The organism is Pseudomonas sp. zbq_18 (genome assembly GCF_043102245.1).
In the GTDB taxonomy this organism is placed as follows: Bacteria; Pseudomonadota; Gammaproteobacteria; order Pseudomonadales; family Pseudomonadaceae; genus Aquipseudomonas.
In genome coordinates this window covers 1-16062 of the sequence record NZ_JBICIT010000008.1, presented here as the reverse complement: position 1 = coordinate 16062, position 16062 = coordinate 1, and the positions used below count along the sequence as shown (strand labels likewise).

The 16062-nt window shown below is 63.6% G+C and carries 19 protein-coding genes; 8 read left to right on the top strand and 11 right to left on the bottom strand.

Annotated elements, in window-relative coordinates; all coding sequences use genetic code 11:
* Positions 1-70: 70 nt before the first annotated feature.
* Genes napE through ACF8C6_RS05475 form a run of 5 tightly spaced genes read left to right on the top strand, consistent with a single transcriptional unit; the run spans position 71 to position 4101 of the window.
* Positions 71-226, top strand: a complete 156-nt coding sequence (gene napE, locus ACF8C6_RS05495) for a periplasmic nitrate reductase, NapE protein (protein ID WP_392498369.1) — start codon at positions 71-73, stop codon at positions 224-226.
* A 19-nt stretch (positions 227-245) separates the two neighbouring features.
* Positions 246-503, top strand: coding sequence for a chaperone NapD (locus ACF8C6_RS05490; RefSeq protein WP_392498367.1), 258 nt, complete (start codon positions 246-248; stop codon positions 501-503).
* Positions 503-3007, top strand: a complete 2505-nt coding sequence (gene napA, locus ACF8C6_RS05485; RefSeq protein ID WP_392498366.1) for a nitrate reductase catalytic subunit NapA — start codon at positions 503-505, stop codon at positions 3005-3007. Before ACF8C6_RS05490 ends, napA begins: the two co-directional genes overlap by 1 nt.
* An 11-nt stretch (positions 3008-3018) precedes the next feature.
* Positions 3019-3495 carry a nitrate reductase cytochrome c-type subunit gene (locus tag ACF8C6_RS05480; RefSeq protein WP_392498365.1) on the top strand — a complete coding sequence of 159 codons (477 nt, stop codon included), beginning with the start codon at positions 3019-3021 and terminating at the stop codon, positions 3493-3495.
* 9 nt (positions 3496-3504) lie between these two features.
* The gene (locus ACF8C6_RS05475) at positions 3505-4101 is read left to right on the top strand and encodes a cytochrome c3 family protein (RefSeq protein ID WP_392498363.1); all 597 of its coding nucleotides are present in this window, start codon (positions 3505-3507) and stop codon (positions 4099-4101) included.
* Positions 4102-4292: 191 nt separating this feature from the next.
* On the opposite strand, the gene ACF8C6_RS05470 is transcribed toward ACF8C6_RS05475, so the two are convergent.
* From ACF8C6_RS05470 to olsB, 7 genes are all read right to left on the bottom strand, one after another.
* Positions 4293-5450, bottom strand: coding sequence for a phosphatidylserine/phosphatidylglycerophosphate/cardiolipin synthase family protein (locus tag ACF8C6_RS05470; RefSeq protein WP_392498362.1), 1158 nt, complete (start codon positions 5448-5450; stop codon positions 4293-4295).
* Positions 5447-6022, bottom strand: a complete 576-nt coding sequence (locus ACF8C6_RS05465) for a YceI family protein (protein WP_392498361.1) — start codon at positions 6020-6022, stop codon at positions 5447-5449. Before ACF8C6_RS05465 ends, ACF8C6_RS05470 begins: the two co-directional genes overlap by 4 nt.
* 278 nt (positions 6023-6300) lie before the next feature.
* On the bottom strand, positions 6301-6636 hold the full coding sequence (locus ACF8C6_RS05460) for an amidase (protein WP_392498360.1): 336 nt from the start codon (positions 6634-6636) through the stop codon (positions 6301-6303).
* Positions 6633-7730, bottom strand: coding sequence for a serine hydrolase domain-containing protein (locus ACF8C6_RS05455; protein ID WP_392498359.1), 1098 nt, complete (start codon positions 7728-7730; stop codon positions 6633-6635). The genes ACF8C6_RS05460 and ACF8C6_RS05455 overlap by 4 nt, the downstream gene beginning before the upstream one ends.
* A 90-nt stretch (positions 7731-7820) precedes the next feature.
* The gene (locus ACF8C6_RS05450; protein ID WP_392498358.1) at positions 7821-8606 is read right to left on the bottom strand and encodes an MBL fold metallo-hydrolase; all 786 of its coding nucleotides are present in this window, start codon (positions 8604-8606) and stop codon (positions 7821-7823) included.
* 103 nt (positions 8607-8709) lie between these two features.
* Positions 8710-9483, bottom strand: coding sequence for a lysophospholipid acyltransferase family protein (locus ACF8C6_RS05445; protein WP_392498356.1), 774 nt, complete (start codon positions 9481-9483; stop codon positions 8710-8712).
* Between the two features lie 5 nt (positions 9484-9488).
* On the bottom strand, positions 9489-10232 hold the full coding sequence (olsB, locus tag ACF8C6_RS05440) for an L-ornithine N(alpha)-acyltransferase (RefSeq protein WP_392498355.1): 744 nt from the start codon (positions 10230-10232) through the stop codon (positions 9489-9491).
* Positions 10233-10370: 138 nt separating this feature from the next.
* Between olsB and ACF8C6_RS05435 the strand changes: the two genes are divergently transcribed.
* Positions 10371-11252, top strand: a complete 882-nt coding sequence (locus tag ACF8C6_RS05435) for an acyl-CoA dehydrogenase family protein (protein WP_392498354.1) — start codon at positions 10371-10373, stop codon at positions 11250-11252.
* A gap of 49 nt (positions 11253-11301) precedes the next feature.
* On the opposite strand, the gene fpr is transcribed toward ACF8C6_RS05435, so the two are convergent.
* The gene (gene fpr, locus ACF8C6_RS05430; protein ID WP_392498353.1) at positions 11302-12081 is read right to left on the bottom strand and encodes a ferredoxin-NADP reductase; all 780 of its coding nucleotides are present in this window, start codon (positions 12079-12081) and stop codon (positions 11302-11304) included.
* Between the two features lie 116 nt (positions 12082-12197).
* Here fpr and ACF8C6_RS05425 point away from each other — a divergent pair, with 116 nt between their 5' ends.
* The gene (locus ACF8C6_RS05425; RefSeq protein WP_277692063.1) at positions 12198-13124 is read left to right on the top strand and encodes a LysR family transcriptional regulator; all 927 of its coding nucleotides are present in this window, start codon (positions 12198-12200) and stop codon (positions 13122-13124) included.
* Positions 13125-13130: 6 nt separating this feature from the next.
* On the opposite strand, the gene ACF8C6_RS05420 is transcribed toward ACF8C6_RS05425, so the two are convergent.
* The 3 genes from ACF8C6_RS05420 to ACF8C6_RS05410 form a co-directional block, all read right to left on the bottom strand.
* Positions 13131-13490, bottom strand: a complete 360-nt coding sequence (locus ACF8C6_RS05420; RefSeq protein ID WP_392498352.1) for a PilZ domain-containing protein — start codon at positions 13488-13490, stop codon at positions 13131-13133.
* A 61-nt stretch (positions 13491-13551) separates the two neighbouring features.
* Complete coding sequence (locus ACF8C6_RS05415; protein ID WP_392498351.1) at positions 13552-13977, bottom strand: DUF4124 domain-containing protein; 426 nt, start codon at positions 13975-13977, stop codon at positions 13552-13554.
* Positions 13978-14046: 69 nt separating this feature from the next.
* Positions 14047-14421 (bottom strand): tol-pal system YbgF family protein, encoded by a 375-nt coding sequence (locus tag ACF8C6_RS05410; protein WP_392498350.1) that lies wholly within the window; start codon positions 14419-14421, stop codon positions 14047-14049.
* A 158-nt stretch (positions 14422-14579) separates the two neighbouring features.
* On the opposite strand from ACF8C6_RS05410, the gene pyk reads away from it, so the two are divergent.
* Entirely contained in the window at positions 14580-16031 is a 1452-nt protein-coding gene (gene pyk / locus ACF8C6_RS05405) for a pyruvate kinase (protein WP_277692073.1), read from the top strand.
* Positions 16032-16062 lie beyond the last annotated feature (31 nt).

Below are 16062 nucleotides of genomic sequence, written 5' to 3'. Positions count from 1 at the left end.
CCACAGGGCATTTGTCCCCATAAAAAACAGGGTCTAATCTCCAGATGCTCGCCTTCTGGAGACTCACGGCATGTCCAACCATGTGCCCAAGGCCAAGGAAACCAGGCTCTTTCTGTTCCTGGTGATCTGCTTGTTCCCCATTCTCTCGGTCGCCATCGTCGGCGGCTACGGCTTCGTCATCTGGTTCCTGCAAATCCTCACTGGCCCGCCCGGGCCTCCCGCCTGAGTCCGCAGGAGCATTGTTCATGGATGCAACCCTGCATATCGCCAGCCTGCTGGTGCATGCGCGCCCGCAATATCTAACCAGCCTGAAAGACAACCTGCGCCTGCTGCCCGGCCTGGAACTGCACCAGGAAAGCCCCGAGGGCAAGCTGGTGGTGGTGCTCGAAGCCGAGAGCGAAAGCCAGATCCTCACCCGTCTGGAGCAGATCAGCAGCCTGCCCGGTGTGCTCAACGCCGCACTCGTCTACCACGAGATGCTCGGTGCAGAAGGAGATGCCTGATGAAACTGACTCGTCGTGAGTTCGCCAAGGCCCAGGCCGCTGCCATTGCGGCGGCGGCAGCCGGGCTGCCGATCGTGACCAGCGCCAGCAACCTGGTGACCGATGCCGACATGACCACGCTGGACTGGAACAAGGCCCCCTGCCGCTTCTGCGGCACCGGCTGCAGCGTGATGGTAGCGACCAGGGACAACCAGGTGGTGGCCACCCACGGCGACATCAAGGCCGAGGTCAACCGTGGCCTTAACTGCGTCAAGGGCTACTTCCTGTCGAAGATCATGTACGGCGTCGACCGCCTGACCCAGCCGCTGCTGCGCATGAAGAACGGCCAGTACGACAAGCAGGGTGAGTTCCAGCCGGTTACCTGGGAACAGGCCTTCGACATCATGGAGGAGAAGCTCAAGGCCACGCTCAAGGCCAACGGGCCGGAATCGGTCGGCATGTTCGGCTCGGGGCAATGGACGGTGTGGGAAGGCTACGCCGCCAACAAACTGATGAAGGCCGGGCTGCGCAGCAACAATATCGACCCTAACGCCCGCCACTGCATGGCCTCGGCGGTGATGGGCTTCATGCGCACCTTCGGCATGGACGAGCCGATGGGCTGCTACGACGACATCGAGGCTACCGACGCCTTCGTGCTATGGGGCTCGAACATGGCCGAGATGCACCCGATTCTGTGGAGCCGGGTTACCGACCGCCGCCTCAGCTATCCACACGTCAAGGTCGCCGTGCTATCCACCTTCGAACACCGCAGCTTCGACCTGGCGGACATCCCCATGGTGTTCTCGCCACAGACCGACCTGCTGATCCTCAACTACATCGCCAACCACATCATCGAGTCGGGCGCGGTCAACCAGGATTTCGTCAACAAACACACCCGCTTCGCCCAGGGCGCCGACGATATCGGTTACGGCCTGCGCCCGGATGATCCGCGCGAACAGCAGGCCAAGAACGCCGACAAGGCCAATACCTGGAGCGATATCTCCTTCGAGCAGTTCGCCGCCTTCGTCAAACCCTACACCCTGGAGCGTACCGCCAAGGAGTCCGGCGTGCCCGCCGAGCGCCTCAAGGCCCTGGCGGAGTTGTATGCCGACCCAAAGCGCAAGGTGGTGTCGTTCTGGACCATGGGTTTCAACCAGCACACCCGCGGCGTGTGGGCCAACAACCTGATCTACAACATCCACCTGCTCACCGGGAAGATCAGCGAGCCGGGCAACAGCCCCTTCTCACTCACCGGCCAGCCCTCGGCCTGCGGCACCGCACGCGAGGTGGGCACCTTCGCCCATCGCCTGCCGGCCGACCTGGTGGTGACCAACCCGAAACACCGCGCCACCGCAGAAAAGATCTGGAAGCTGCCCGCCGGCACCATCCAGGAAAAGGTCGGCTTCCACGCGGTACAGCAGAGCCGCATGCTCAAGGACGGCGTGCTGCGCTTCTACTGGACGCAGGCCAGCAACAACATGCAGGCCGGCCCCAACATCATGCAGGAGGTGCTGCCCGGCTGGCGCAACCCGGACGCCTTCGTGGTGGTATCGGACGTCTACCCCACCGTCTCGGCCCAGGCTGCCGACCTGATCCTACCCAGTGCCATGTGGGTGGAAAAGGAAGGCGCCTACGGCAATGCCGAGCGACGCACCCAGTTCTGGCATCAGTTGGTCAAGGCACCCGGCGAGGCCCGCTCCGACCTGTGGCAACTGGTCGAGTTCTCCAAACGCCTGACTACCGATGACACCTGGCCCGCCGAACTCTTGGCCAAAGCCCCGCAATACAAGGGCAAGAGCCTGTACGAGGTGCTGTTTCGCAACGGCAATGTCGATCGCTTCCCCAGCAGCGAACTGGCCAAGGGCTATGCCAACGACGAAGTCGACGCCTTTGGCTTCTACCTGCAAAAAGGCCTGTTCGAGGAATACGCCGCCTTCGGCCGCGGCCACGGCCACGACCTGGCACCCTTCGACACTTACCACGAAGCCCATGGCCTGCGCTGGCCCGTGGTGGAAGGCCAGGAAACCCGCTGGCGCTACCGCGAGGGCTATGACCCCTACGTGGAGAAAGGCAGCGACGTGCAGTTCTACGGCCACCCGGACAAGAAGGCGATCATCTTCGCCCTGCCCTACGAGCCGCCGGCCGAGGCGCCAGACAAGGACTATCCGTTCTGGCTCAGCACCGGCCGGGTACTGGAACACTGGCACACCGGCTCCATGACCCAGCGGGTCGATGAACTCTACCGCGCCGTACCCGATGCCCTGGTGTACATGCACCCGGACGATGCCAAACAGCTGGGCGTGCGCCGTGGTAGCGAAGTCAAGGTCATCAGCCGGCGCGGCGAAATGCGCGCGCGCATCGAAACACGCGGTCGCAACAAGCCGCCGCAGGGGCTGGTGTTCGTGCCCTTCTTCGATGCCAACAAGCTGATCAACAAGGTCACCCTGGACGCGACCGACCCGATCTCCAAGCAGACCGATTACAAGAAGTGCGCGGTGCGCATCGAACTGGTCAGCCTGGCCTGAGGAGCTTGATCATGAAGACCCTGCCTCTTGCCTTACTCCTGCTCGCCGGCCTGGCCCAGGCCGCCGAGTACCCGCTGGATGCGCCGGCGCCGGACGGCCGTCGTCCCGGCGGCACAATCAGCCAGGAGTTGCCGACTCCGGTCATCCCCGCGGACGAGAACAAGGACATCAAGCGCGAACGCAATTACCCCGAACAGCCCCCGACCATTCCCCACAGCATCCGCGGCTACCAGATCACCGGCGACGCGAATAAATGCCTGGCCTGTCATAGCCGCGCGGGCAGCGCCGTCAGCCAGGCGCCGATGATCAGCATCACCCACTACATGGATCGCGACGGACAGGTCCTGGCGGCGGTATCGCCACGCCGCTATTTCTGCGTGCAGTGCCATGTACCGCAGAAAGAGGTGAAACCGCTGGTGGAAAACCGCTTCCGCACCATCGACGACGTGCTGCGCGACGCCGTCGATGGCACCTCCAAGCAGCCCTGAGGAGGCGTCATGAAGGCACTGTTCGCCTTGCTCAAGGACTACTGGGGCATCCTGCGCCGCCCAAGCGTGCACTACAGCCTGGGCTTTCTCACGCTCGGCGGCTTTATCGCCGGCATCATCTTCTGGGGCGGCTTCAACACCGCACTGGAGGCCACCAACACCGAGCAATTCTGCATCTCCTGTCATGAGATGCGCGACAACGTCTTCGTGGAGTTGCAGGACACCATCCACTACAGCAACCGCTCCGGGGTGCGCGCCACCTGCCCGGACTGCCACGTGCCGCACCAGTGGACGGACAAGATCGCGCGCAAGATGCAGGCCTCCAAGGAGGTCTGGGGCAAGATCTTCGGCACCATCAACACGCGCGACAAGTTTCTGGAAAAACGCCGCGAACTGGCCGAACACGAATGGGCACGGCTCAAGGCCAACGACTCGCTGGAATGTCGCAACTGCCACAACTTCGACTACATGGACTTCACCAAGCAGAGCCAGCGCGCCCGGCAGATGCACTCCACCGCGCTGGCCAGCGGCGAGGCCACCTGCATCGACTGCCACAAGGGTATCGCTCACCAGCTGCCGGACATGAGTGGGGTGCCGGGCTGGTAAAGCTGACGGCCATGGTTCTCCCTTGGCCGAGTGCAGATGCGTCGCGGCCAAGGCCCCTCCTACAGCGCTCAGGCGACATTTTGTGGGAGCGGCTTTAGCCGCGGTGCTCTTGGCGCTGCCCCAATCGCGGCTGAAGCCGCTCCCACAGAAGCAGAAGCCAGGTGCCTGAACCGAAATCGCGGCGCAACAGCCTAGCGGCGCCGGTCGAGCAGGTTCACTGCCAGCCGATCCAGCCAGCCCCACAGGCGCTGACGAATGCGCTTGAGCAGCGGGCGGCGCTGCCAGTCTTCCAGGGTGATCTCGCGGCTCTGCTCGAAGTCGTTGATAAAACAGGCGCTCACAGCCTGTGTCAGCTGCGGATCTAAGGCTTCCACATTGGCTTCCAGGTTGAAACGCAGATTCCAGTGGTCGAAATTGCAGGAGCCGATGCTGACCCAGTCATCCACCAGCACCATTTTCAAGTGCAGAAAGCGCGGCTGGTATTCGAAGATACGCACCCCGGCCTTGAGCAGCCTCGGGTAGTAGCGCTGGCCGGCATAGCGCACGGGCGGGTGATCGGTATTGCGGCCGGTCAACAGCAGGCGCACTTCCACGCCGCGTGCTGCAGCGCGCATCAGAAAGCGCCGAACCTTGCGACTGGGCAGGAAGTAAGGGGTCGCCAACCACACCTGGCGTTTGGCGTGACCGATGCTGCGCAGCAATGACTGGACAATGTCCAGGTGCTGACTGGCATCGGCGTAGGCCACACGGCCCATGCCCTGCCCCGCTGGCGGAACCGGCGGCAGATGGGCTAGCCCGGGTGCCTGGCCAGGTTTCCAGGGCCGACGTCCCTCACTGGCCAGCCACTGGATGTCGAAGAGTATCTGCCAGTGCGCCACCAGCGGCCCCTCGATGCGCACCATGACGTCATGCCACACCGCCTGCTGCGCTTCGGTCGTCCAGAACTGATCGGTGGCCCCGGTACCGCCGGTGTAGGCACAGCGCTGATCCACCACCAGCAACTTGCGGTGATCGCGATACAGGTTGCGCACACCTCGGCGCCAGCGTAACGGGTTGTAATAACGCAGATGTACGCCGGCCTCAGCCAGGCGCTGACGCTGAGCCTGACCGAAACGCAGCGCACCAAAGCCATCGAACAGGCAGCGTACCTCCACGCCACGCATGGCGGCGACGCACAGGGCCTCGACCAAAGCCGCGCTGCAATGCCCGTCCTCCACCAGATACAGCTCAAGCAGCACCATGTGCTGCGCCGAGGCGATATCGATCAGCATGGCCGGAAAGAAAGCGCCACCATCGACCAGCAGCTCAAAGGCGTTGCCTGCTTTCCAGGGAAAGATGTCGCCACTCATCGCGAGGTAAAGATCATCACCGCGCCGACCGGTATCGACAGGCTGATGGACTCCAGCCGAGCGACCTTGCGCAGCGCCTCGACGCCAGACTCCAGGCCAAAGTGCTCGGCGTGCAGCACCAGCGGCGCCAGGGTAACGACCTGAAAACGGTGCATATCCAGGCGGGTGACCAGTAGCTCCGCCATATAGCCGTGTTTCCTGTCACGGATCTGCACCTGTACCGGCAGTCGTATCTCCAGTTGGGCACCGGGAGCCAGATCGGTCATGGGGCCGAGGTCGAGCTGAGCCATGACCAGGGCATCGGGAAACTGCTCGACGTCGAACAGCAGGCTGCGCATACGCTCGTCGCGTACCGGAATACCGGTGTTCAGAGAGTCCATCTCGATGCGCAGACGGGCCGCTCCCTTTGCGTCAATGCGGCCGTGCAGCGTGAGGAAACGATGTACCTCGGAGAAGTTGCCGGCCTTGGTGGAGATAAAGGAAAGGCGCGAGGACTCATTGTCCAGGTACCAGTCAGCCTGCGCCGGCAGGGCCAGGCAACAGGCGAGCAATGCTGGAATAAATCTGACCATGGGCTCACTTTCGTTACATTTGCCCGCAACGATAGCGGCCCCGGCCGGCCTTGCCAAACCACAAGTACCAACTCACCGCGCGGTTGAACACAGCGCATCTGTCACGTTGATCGGGCGCGGCTGGCGGCCTCTCACTGCAGCTGCAACCTTGGGCAGCTATCCGGATTGATCGCGGCTGAAGCCGCTCCCACAAAGACAGAGCGGCAATGTGGGAGCGGCTTCAGCCGCGATTGAGGCAGGCATGGCAAAACGCATCTGCGCGCTGCAGGAGAAGTCGATCAGTGCGGCAAGGCGTGCTCGTCCGGCATCAATACGCAGCCACTGCGCTGATCGCGCCACATCGCCACGCGCGTCTGCCCAAGCCCCGAAGCCGTGACCTGCTTGCGCTCGGCATCATCACGCAGCTCACCTAGCGGCACATACTGCTCGACATAGCCCTCACAGTACTCGGCTGGGTTGTCGGTGACATAACGACAGGAGCAGTACTCCTTGGCGGCATAGGCAGGCAGGATGCCGGGAAAGGCCGCCAGGTGCGCACGATTGCTCCAGGCCAGCACGATGAGGCCCACGAGCAGCGCAAGAAACACCGAGAGAAACGGGCGACGACGGATCATGGTTGTTCTCCATAAGCAGCCAGGACACGCTTGAGCAGTTCGTTATCGTTGAAGCTCTTGTCGCGATCATCGGCATAACGCACCACGACCAGCTGCCTCGAAGGCATCACATACAGCGCCTGTCCCCAGTGGCCCAGTGCCGCGAAACTATCATCAGGGGCATCCGGCCACGGCAGTGGCATGCCTTCCACCACAGTGTTCAGCCACCACTGTCCTCCCGGTACGGCGCGACGTGGCTCTTGCGGATCGGGCTGGTAGTTGGCAAAGGGCGTGCGGTTGAACGCCACCCAACTCTGCGGCAACAGCTGGCGCTCGCCCCAGCGACCGCCACGCTGCATCAGTAGGCCGACTCGCGCCAGATCCCGTGCCGTCATGTAGGCATAGGACGATGCCACGAACGTGCCGCTGGCATCGCGCTCCCACACGGCGGAGCGAATACCCAGCGGTTCGAAGAGCGCAGTCCAGGGGTAGTCGGCGTAGGCCTGCTCACCAAGCATGGATTTGAGACTGGCGCCCAGCACATTGCTGTCGCCGCTGGAGTAACGAAAACGCGTTCCCGGTACAGCCCCCAGGCCATGAGTCGCGGTAAAGGCGGCCATGTCGCCGCGCCCGCGGGTATAGAGCATGGCCACCACGGAGGACTTCAACGGGGCGTATTCGTAATCCTCCTGCCAGTCCAGGCCGGAGGCCCAGTTGAGCAGGTGCCCCATCTTCACATCGGGGTGAGCCGCAAAAGGGGCGTAATGCTGAGCAACCGCATCGTCCAGTTTGAAGCGCCCCTCGCCGTAGGCCACGCCAAGCACACTGGCGAACAGGCTCTTGCTCATCGACCAGGTCAAATGCGCGGACTGGGCGCTGGTCGGTGCGGCATAACGCTCGTGGACAATGACGCCGTCCTTGATCACCAGCAGCGCATCGGTACGCACGCCTTTGCGCGTGACGTCGTCACGCAGCGGAAAGGCATAGTCATCCAGGGCCTGCGCGGCAGGCGTTTCCGCGGCTGGCTGGCTCTGCCAGTCCGCAGCGGGCCAGGTTTCGGCCAATACAGGGCCAGCAGCCACAAGGCATCCGGCCATAAAGATTCCACGCAACATCGGGCTCGCTCGCGACAGTTGATGAGGAGCCGACGCTAGCACGCCCGACATGACGGCAATAGCGCCGATCACGCCGATCAGGGGGACGAATCAGTCCGGCAGGCGATAGTCCTGCTGGGTCATCAGGTCGAGCCCGCACTCCAGGTGCTCGATCCAGTCGAGGAAAGCACCGATCATTGCCTCGCCCACGAAGGGCCGACCGTGCTGCGGCACGATCTGCGCCACCTCCATCTCGCGCACCATCTGCGCCCAGAAGCGGCACGCCCTGTTGCTGGCCATGTAGCGCCGATGAAAACCCGCCATGTGGGGGATGTGGTTGACGAAGTCGAGCACCGGGCTGGCGTCATCCACCAGCGACGCGCCCATATCGCCGGAGAACAGGATTTTGCTCACCGGGTCGTACAACTGGAAGTTACCCACCGAGTGCAGGAAGTGCGCCGGCACGGCCTTGAGCTGGCACTTGCCCAGGGTGAAAGACTGGCCTCGATCCGGCAGCGCGACGATGCGGTCATAGGTATTGATGCCATGGCTCAGGGCCAGGTAGTTGGCCGTCAGGTGCGGCAGGAAGCGCGCCCACAGCTTGGAGCAGATCACCCGCGCGCGGGTGTGCAGCAGCCACTTGTCCAGCGAGGCGATGATGTCCGGGTCCTGGTGCGAGGCGAAGATGTAGGTCAGCGCCTGCACCGGAATGTGCTGGGACAACGCCAGCGACAAGGGTGTGTAGGTCAGGTCGCCACCCGGATCGAGCAGCAGGTACTGGTCGTGATCGATGATCAGGAACTGGTTGGACTGCACGCCCTCGCCGCTGACCAGGTCATCGAACATCAGGCATTTGTGGCTACCGTTATCGAACAGCACGATGGGCTCGCGGCGCATGGAAACCTCGCAAAAAATGGCGAGGCGACCTTAAGCCAGAACAAGGCTCCGCTTACTGACCTGGATCAAGCCAGCCAGAGCCTTTGCAGTCGCAAAGCGGGCATCAGGCCGCCTGCCGGCCCGGCTCCTCTGCCGCACCGAACAAGGCGAAGTGCACGGCATGCTGCGCCTGACGGGCCAGGGCATTGCGCTCCAGCCCGGCACTGGCAATCGGCGCGAGCAACTGGATCTGTACTCGCGCCCGCTCGGCACGGAACAGGCGCAGCAGGTGCGACGGCAGGTCATCATCACCGATGAAAGGCGCCAGTACATCGTGCTCGCCGCCACGCCGATAACGAATCGCCACCGGCTGCACGGCAACACCGGCCTCGATGGCGCCAGTCAGCAGGCGACCATGAAAAGTACGCACCTGCTGGCCGTCGGTAGTGGTGCCCTCGGGAAAGATCAGCAGGTGGCGACCGGCATTGAGGTGGCGGTGCAGTTGCCGCGCCAGCAAGGTGCTGTCGCCCGAACCGCGACGGATAAACAGCGTACCGGCCTTGTGCGCCAGCCAACCGGCCAGTGGCCAGGTACGTACCTCGGCCTTGGACAGGAACGACAGCGGCATCAACTGACCGAGCAGCGGGATATCGGTCCAGGACACATGGTTGCTGACCCACAGCATCGGCTCGGCGGGCAGCTCGCCCTGCACCTCAACCTCGAACGGCAGCGCCGCACTCAAACGGCGCAGGTACCAGCAGGTCAGACGCTGGCGCAGATCCATCAGGTCGTGACGGCGCAGCCGCTCCAACAGCGCGACAAAGCTCGCCAGTATCAGCCCCAGCAGCAAGACCACAGCCAGGCGCGCCAGGCGCAGAAACAGCCGGAACCTGCTCATCCACATCACACCGCTGCCTTGAAATGACGGGCATAGCGCGGGCACAGCTCGTCGCGCTTGAGCAGGATGAACACGTCGGCGACCTGGAAGTCCTGATCCCAGCAGGGCTCGCCGCACACCTTGGCCCCCAGGCGCATATAAGCCTTGAGCAGCGGCGGCATCTCGGCGATGACGTTGCTCGGGATATCCAGGCTGGGCAGCGGGTTCTTTGGCTCCGCGCGCAGGTGCTCGGTGCACAGGTGACGTTCGCGCAGGCGCTGCATGATCGCCTGGGCCTGGATACCGCCGTCCTGCATGGGAATGCTGGCGCAACCCATCAGGTAGCGGTAGCCACCCTCGTTGAGCACCTCCGCCAGCTCGCTCCACAACACCGCGATGGTGCCGCCGTTGCGGTAGGCCGGGTCGACACAGGTGCGCCCCAGTTCCAGCACCGGGCCTTCGAGATGGGCCAGGCCATGCAGGCTGAACTCCTCTTCGCTGTAGAAGCGCCCCAGGCTGGCAGCCGCATGGTGATCGAGCAGGCGGGTGGTGGCCACCAAACGCCCACTGCTGAGGTCACGCACACCAATGTGCTGGCAGTGCGGGTCGTAGTCATCCATATCCAGGCCCAGCTCGGCGCCCTTGAGCTTGGCATCGAATTCGCTACTGAATACCGCGTAGCGCAGTGTCTGGGCCTCGCGCAGTGCAGCCGGGCCGATCAGACGTTCGGCTTGCAGACGACGTTCGGCAGTGCGGGCGATCTGGGTCATCGAGTAGCCTCCGTGAGCCAGCCTGGCAATGGGTTGCGGCCGGTCGATGTTGTTGGGCAAGCTCAGGCTAGGAAGACCCGGTGTCACCCCCATGAAGGTTTGGTGATGCTTGCATGACAGACAACGAGGACTGCCCCGATGCCCTGGCAAAACCTGCTGCACACCCGTGACCGCCTGCCGGCAATGAGCCTGGAGGACTGGTACGCCGCCCTGCTGGAGCGTGTCGGCGACAGCACACCGCTCAATCTGGCCCTGCTTGGCGGGCGCCTGGCCGCCACCCCGGGGCTGGCCTTCCTTGCCGGCTACCAGGCCGCCCTGCGCGCGCTCTGGCCGGCCGCACCGCACAGCCTTGGCGCCCTGTGCGTGACCGAGAACAAAAGCACGCGCCCAGCCGACATGAGCACCCGCCTGGAGGATCTGCACCTCTCCGGGCGCAAGGACTTCGTGACCGCCGCCGAGGCGGCCGACTGGCTGCTGGTCGTCGCCCGTGAGGAGGAAGCCGGCGCCGCGCCGCGCCTGGCCATGGGCGTGGTGCGCAACGGCGATCCGGGGGTTCATATCGAGCCATTGCCGGCGCTGCCGCTGATGCCGGACATTGGCCATGGCCGCCTGCACCTGGATCGCGCGCACTGCGAGCGCCTGCCGGGCGATGGCTGGGACGCCTACGCCAAGCCCTTCCGCACCATCGAGGATCTGCATGTACTGAGCGCGGTATGCGCCTGGCTGTACGGTGTGGGTCAGGACAGTCACTGGCCACGCGAGCTGCAACTGCGCCTGCTCGGGCTGCTGGCCGGCTGCGCCGAAGTCGCCCGCCTGTGCCCGAGCGCCGCCAGCTGCCACCTGCTGCTGGCCGGCCTGTTTACCCAGTTCGCCAGCCTGCGCGCGGCCGTCGATGCCGCCATGGCCAGCGGACCCGAAGAGTGGAGCAGCCTCTGGCAGCGCGATGGCAAACTGCTGGAAATTGCGCGTACGGCGCGTGAAAAGCGCCTGGAGAAAGCCCTGGCCGAACTAGGCCTTTAGAAACAACAAACCCGCCGATTGGCGGGTTTGTTGTCGCAACACTTGGCGCTTATTTCTCGACGAAGGCACGCTCGATCAGATAGTCGCCCGGCTCGCGCATACGCGGAGAAATCTTCAGGCCGAAGCTGTCGAGCACTTCGCTGGTCTCGTCGAGCATGCTCGGGCTGCCGCAGATCATGGCGCGGTCGTCCTGCGGGTTGATCGGCGGCAGGCCGATATCCTCGAACAGCTTGCCACTGCGCATCAGGTCGGTCAGGCGCCCCTGGTTCTCGAACGGCTCGCGGGTCACGGTCGGGTAGTAAATCAGCTTTTCCTTCAGCGCATCACCGAAGAACTCGTTCTTCGGCAGGTGTTCGGTGATGAACTCGCGGTAGGCCACTTCGTTCACGTAGCGCACGCCGTGTACCAGGATCACCTTCTCGAAGCGCTCGTAGGTTTCCGGGTCCTGAATCACGCTCATGAAGGGCGCCAGACCGGTTCCGGTGCTGAGCAGGTACAGATGCTTACCGGGGTTGAGGTCATCGAGCACCAGGGTGCCAGTGGGCTTCTTGCTGATGATGATCTCGTCGCCTTCCTTGAGGTGCTGCAGCTGCGAGGTCAGCGGGCCGTCCGGCACCTTGATGCTGAAGAACTCCAGGTGCTCTTCCCAGTTCGGGCTGGCGATGGAGTAGGCACGCATCAGCGGGCGGCCGTTGGGCTGCTGCAGGCCGATCATGACGAACTGGCCGTTCTCGAAGCGCAGACCCGGATCACGGGTGCATTTGAAGCTGAACAGGGTGTCGTTCCAGTGATGCACACTGACGACACGCTCCGAGTTCATATTGCTCATGCTGAATTCCTTGATAGATCGCTCTGCCCGACTCGGCAGGATTGCGCGCCATTCTAGGCAAGCGCACAATATCTGTTAAGTGGATTATCAAGATATGGAATATTGGTTATATAGATATGCGATTCACACTCAGACAGTTGGAAGTCTTCGTCGCCGTGGCCAAGCAGGAGAGCGTCTCCCGCGCCGCCGAATCACTCGCCCTCTCGCAATCCGCCGCCAGCACCTCGCTCAGCGAGTTGGAGCGCCAGTCCGACTGCCAGCTATTCGATCGTGCCGGCAAGCGCCTGTCGCTCAACGCGCTCGGTCGCCAGTTGCTGCCCCAGGCCGTAGCGCTGCTCGACCAGGCCAAAGAGATCGAACGCCTGCTCAGCGGCAAGACCGGCTTCGGTCTGCTGGAAGTCGGCGCCACGCTGACCGTGGGCAACTATCTGGCGACCCTGCTGATCGGCAACTTCATGCAGCGCCACCCCGAATGCCGCCTCAAGCTGCACGTACAGAACACTGCCAACGTGGTGCAGCAGGTCGCCCACTACGAGCTGGATCTGGGATTGATCGAAGGCGACTGCCAGCACCCGGACATCGAGGTCCAACCCTGGGTGGAAGACGAACTGGTGGTGTTCTGCGCCCCGCAGCACCCCCTGGCCGAGCGCGGCACGGCGAGCCTGGAGGAGCTGTCGCGGGAGGCCTGGATTCTCCGTGAGCAGGGTTCCGGCACACGCCTGACCTTCGACCAGGCCATGCGCCACCACCCGGCCCAACTGAACATCCGCCTGGAACTGGAACATACCGAAGCGATCAAGCGTGCCGTCGAGTCAGGCCTGGGCATCGGCTGCATCTCACGCCTGGCACTGCGCGATGCCTTCCGCCGAGGTAGCCTGGTGGCCGTGGCAACACCGGAGCTGGATCTGATCCGCCAGTTCTACTTCATCTGGCACAAACAGAAGTACCAGACCGCCGCGATGCGCGAGTTTCTCGAGCTCTGCCGGGAAATGACCGCGGGGATCCGCCGCAGCGACGAAATCATCCTGCCGCCCTTCAACTAGACGGATTCAGGCCGAGGCGGCCAGGGGATGAAAGCTGAAGTACAGTCGCAGGGCATCGACCATCTCGACATACTCCGCCGGCGGGGCGACCAGGGCGAAACCCGAATCATAGGTGCCAGGCGTGATGTCTTCGCGACTCCACTGGCAGGTGGCGGCGAAATCAATGTGATGAATACGACCGTCCTGGCCAGGGATCTTCAGGCGCATGTCGAAACGCGCGCAGACCAGCATGGGGTACTGGCTGATCAGCATTAACCCGTCCAGCGACACATTGCCGATATAGCCCATGGGTTTGTCGGTGACGCGATTGAACACCTTGAGGTAGTAAGGCAGCTGGTGACGGTCGATACGGCGCTGGATATGCATGATGGCCAATCGCTATGGGCGAGGTTTCGAGTATGGTCGCAGAGGCAGCGCAGTACCAGAGTTAGCCACACCGTGCGGCAATTCGAGACGACAAACGGCTGCGGACCGCCTCGACTTCATCCGCACTGATATAACTGCGCTCTCCCTTGGCATCGGTGGTGAAGTAGCGGCCATCGCGCTCAATCTGGCTCAGCTGATGGCGCAACTTGCCGCACTCCTTGTTGCGTTCGGCACGGGAAGAGGCCGCACGTGACTGAGCCTGGGCTTTCTCGTCGCGGCGCGCGTCGAAATACTTCTGGCTGCGCTCCTCACGCTCGCGGGTGGCAGCATCACGCTCCACGACTTGCGGCCGCACCTCAACCTGCTCAGCGCCTGCCCCGCCGGGTCTCTCGGAGAAATGCACACGCCCCTGGGCATCGGTCCAGCGATAGATTTGCGCACTGGCCATGGCCGGAACGAGCAAGAACACGACGAGCAGATGACGCATGGCAACCCTCCCTACACGCAGCTTAGCCGCGCTGAAAACTCCCTGATGATGCGCCGACTGGCGGCCACATCAGAGGGATGCAGGAGACGCCTTGGCCGGTTCGCTGGCCGAATAATGCCCAAGCTGGCGCAGAGTCTCCAGTCGCGCACGGGCGCGGTAGGCATACTCGCTGGCCGGATAGCGGCGCAGGATGAACTCGTAGGTCTGCGCCGCATCGACGAACAGGTTTTGCCGCTCCAGGCACTGCCCGCGCAGCAGGGAGATCTCCGGTTGCACATAACTGCGCGAGCGGCTGGTACGTTCGGCGCGCGAGAGGTCGAGCATGGCCTGCTCGCAATCGCCCTTGTTGTAGTGGCGATAGGCATCGTCCAAATGACGATCAAGGGAGATGCGATTACAGCCAGCCAGGCTGGCCACCGCAAGAAACAGGATCAGGGTACGCATGGTCGGTTCCTCCATTGCGCAGGGTATCGGCTGGCTGGCATTTTCCTGCAGTGGCCGAGCGTTCACCAGCAAATCAGCGCTGCGTAGTGCAGGCGAACAATGACTACAGTGAAAGGCCGTAGTAGCCTCGCCGCACGCATAGAGAATGGAGTTACCGCATGACCCTGCGTCGCACCAAAATCGTCGCCACCCTCGGCCCGGCCAGCAGCTCGCCGGAAGTGCTGGAACAACTGATCGTCGCCGGCATCGACGTCGCCCGTCTGAACTTCTCTCACGGCAGCCCCGAAGATCACAAGGCCCGTGCCACGCTGGTGCGCGAACTGGCCGCCAAGCACGGCCGCCACGTTGCCCTGCTTGGCGACCTGCAGGGTCCGAAGATCCGTATCGCCAAGTTCACCCACAAACGTATCGAACTCGAAGAAGGCGACCTGTTCCGCCTGTCCTCCAGCCATTCGCGCACCGAAGGCACTCAGGAAGTGGTCGGCATCGACTACCCGGCGCTGATCCAGGACTGCGACGTGGGCGACGAGCTGCTGCTCGACGACGGCCGCGTGGTGATGCGCGTCGAACTCAAGGGCGCCGACGAACTGCACTGCCGTGTGGTGATCGGCGGCCCGCTGTCGGACAACAAAGGCATCAACCGCCGCGGTGGTGGCCTGACCGCCCCCGCCCTGACCGAGAAGGACAAAGCCGACATCAAGCTGGCCGCCGAGATGGAGGTGGACTATCTGGCCGTGTCCTTCCCGCGTGATGCCGCGGACATGGAACTGGCCCGCCGCCTGCGCGACGAAGCCGGCGGCAAGGCCTGGCTGGTAGCCAAGATCGAACGCGCAGAAGCAGTGGCCGACGATGCCGCGCTGGACGGCCTGATCCGCGCCAGCGATGCGGTGATGGTGGCCCGTGGCGACCTCGGTGTGGAAGTCGGTGATGCCGAGCTGGTCGGCATCCAGAAAAAGATCATCGCCCACGCCCGCCGCTACAACAAAGCGGTGATCACCGCGACCCAGATGATGGAGTCGATGATCCACAGCCCGATGCCGACTCGCGCCGAAGTGTCGGACGTGGCCAACGCCGCGCTGGACTACACCGACGCCGTGATGCTCTCGGCCGAGAGCGCCGCCGGCGAATACCCGGTGGAAGCCGTTGAGGCTATGGCCCGTGTGTGCCTGGGCGCCGAGAAGCACCCGACCAGTCAGAAATCCAGCCACCGCATCGGCCGCACCTTCGAACGCTGCGACGAGAGCGTGGCCCTGGCCACCATGTACACCGCCAACCACTTCCCGGGCGTGAAAGCCATCATCAGCCTGACCGAGAGCGGCTACAGCCCGCTGATCATGTCGCGCATCCGCTCGTCGATCCCGATCTACGCCTTCACCCCGCACCGCGAGGCCCAGGCTCGCGTGGCGCTGTTCCGCGGCGTCTACACCGTGCCGTTCGACCCGGCCTCCCTGCCGGCCAACAAGGTCAGCCAGGCGGCGGTGGACGAGCTGCTCAAGCGCGGCGTGGTCGAGCCCGGCGACTGGGTGATCCTGACCAAGGGCGACAGCTACCACGGCACCGGCGGCACCAACACCATGAAGATCCTGCATGTGGGCGATCCGATGGTGTAAGCACGCGCTGCAACGAAAAGGCCGCTCGATG

What these genes read in the sequence shown, in the direction of transcription:
- ACF8C6_RS05460 (WP_392498360.1), bottom strand. Translation starts at nt 6,636, where the DNA reads ATGATCCGTCGTCGCCCGTTTCTCTCGGTGTTTCTTGCGCTGCTCGTG.
- fpr (WP_392498353.1), bottom strand. Translation starts at nt 12,081, where the DNA reads ATGAGCAATATGAACTCGGAGCGTGTCGTCAGTGTGCATCACTGGAAC.
- ACF8C6_RS05470 (WP_392498362.1), bottom strand. Translation starts at nt 5,450, where the DNA reads ATGAGTGGCGACATCTTTCCCTGGAAAGCAGGCAACGCCTTTGAGCTG.
- pyk (WP_277692073.1), top strand. Translation starts at nt 14,580, where the DNA reads ATGACCCTGCGTCGCACCAAAATCGTCGCCACCCTCGGCCCGGCCAGC.
- ACF8C6_RS05480 (WP_392498365.1), top strand. Translation starts at nt 3,019, where the DNA reads ATGAAGACCCTGCCTCTTGCCTTACTCCTGCTCGCCGGCCTGGCCCAG.
- ACF8C6_RS05425 (WP_277692063.1), top strand. Translation starts at nt 12,198, where the DNA reads ATGCGATTCACACTCAGACAGTTGGAAGTCTTCGTCGCCGTGGCCAAG.
- ACF8C6_RS05465 (WP_392498361.1), bottom strand. Translation starts at nt 6,022, where the DNA reads ATGGTCAGATTTATTCCAGCATTGCTCGCCTGTTGCCTGGCCCTGCCG.
- napE (WP_392498369.1), top strand. Translation starts at nt 71, where the DNA reads ATGTCCAACCATGTGCCCAAGGCCAAGGAAACCAGGCTCTTTCTGTTC.
- ACF8C6_RS05420 (WP_392498352.1), bottom strand. Translation starts at nt 13,490, where the DNA reads ATGCATATCCAGCGCCGTATCGACCGTCACCAGCTGCCTTACTACCTC.
- napA (WP_392498366.1), top strand. Translation starts at nt 503, where the DNA reads ATGAAACTGACTCGTCGTGAGTTCGCCAAGGCCCAGGCCGCTGCCATT.
- ACF8C6_RS05455 (WP_392498359.1), bottom strand. Translation starts at nt 7,730, where the DNA reads ATGTTGCGTGGAATCTTTATGGCCGGATGCCTTGTGGCTGCTGGCCCT.
- ACF8C6_RS05475 (WP_392498363.1), top strand. Translation starts at nt 3,505, where the DNA reads ATGAAGGCACTGTTCGCCTTGCTCAAGGACTACTGGGGCATCCTGCGC.
- ACF8C6_RS05490 (WP_392498367.1), top strand. Translation starts at nt 246, where the DNA reads ATGGATGCAACCCTGCATATCGCCAGCCTGCTGGTGCATGCGCGCCCG.
- ACF8C6_RS05450 (WP_392498358.1), bottom strand. Translation starts at nt 8,606, where the DNA reads ATGCGCCGCGAGCCCATCGTGCTGTTCGATAACGGTAGCCACAAATGC.
- olsB (WP_392498355.1), bottom strand. Translation starts at nt 10,232, where the DNA reads ATGACCCAGATCGCCCGCACTGCCGAACGTCGTCTGCAAGCCGAACGT.
- ACF8C6_RS05415 (WP_392498351.1), bottom strand. Translation starts at nt 13,977, where the DNA reads ATGCGTCATCTGCTCGTCGTGTTCTTGCTCGTTCCGGCCATGGCCAGT.
- ACF8C6_RS05435 (WP_392498354.1), top strand. Translation starts at nt 10,371, where the DNA reads ATGCCCTGGCAAAACCTGCTGCACACCCGTGACCGCCTGCCGGCAATG.
- ACF8C6_RS05410 (WP_392498350.1), bottom strand. Translation starts at nt 14,421, where the DNA reads ATGCGTACCCTGATCCTGTTTCTTGCGGTGGCCAGCCTGGCTGGCTGT.
- ACF8C6_RS05445 (WP_392498356.1), bottom strand. Translation starts at nt 9,483, where the DNA reads ATGAGCAGGTTCCGGCTGTTTCTGCGCCTGGCGCGCCTGGCTGTGGTC.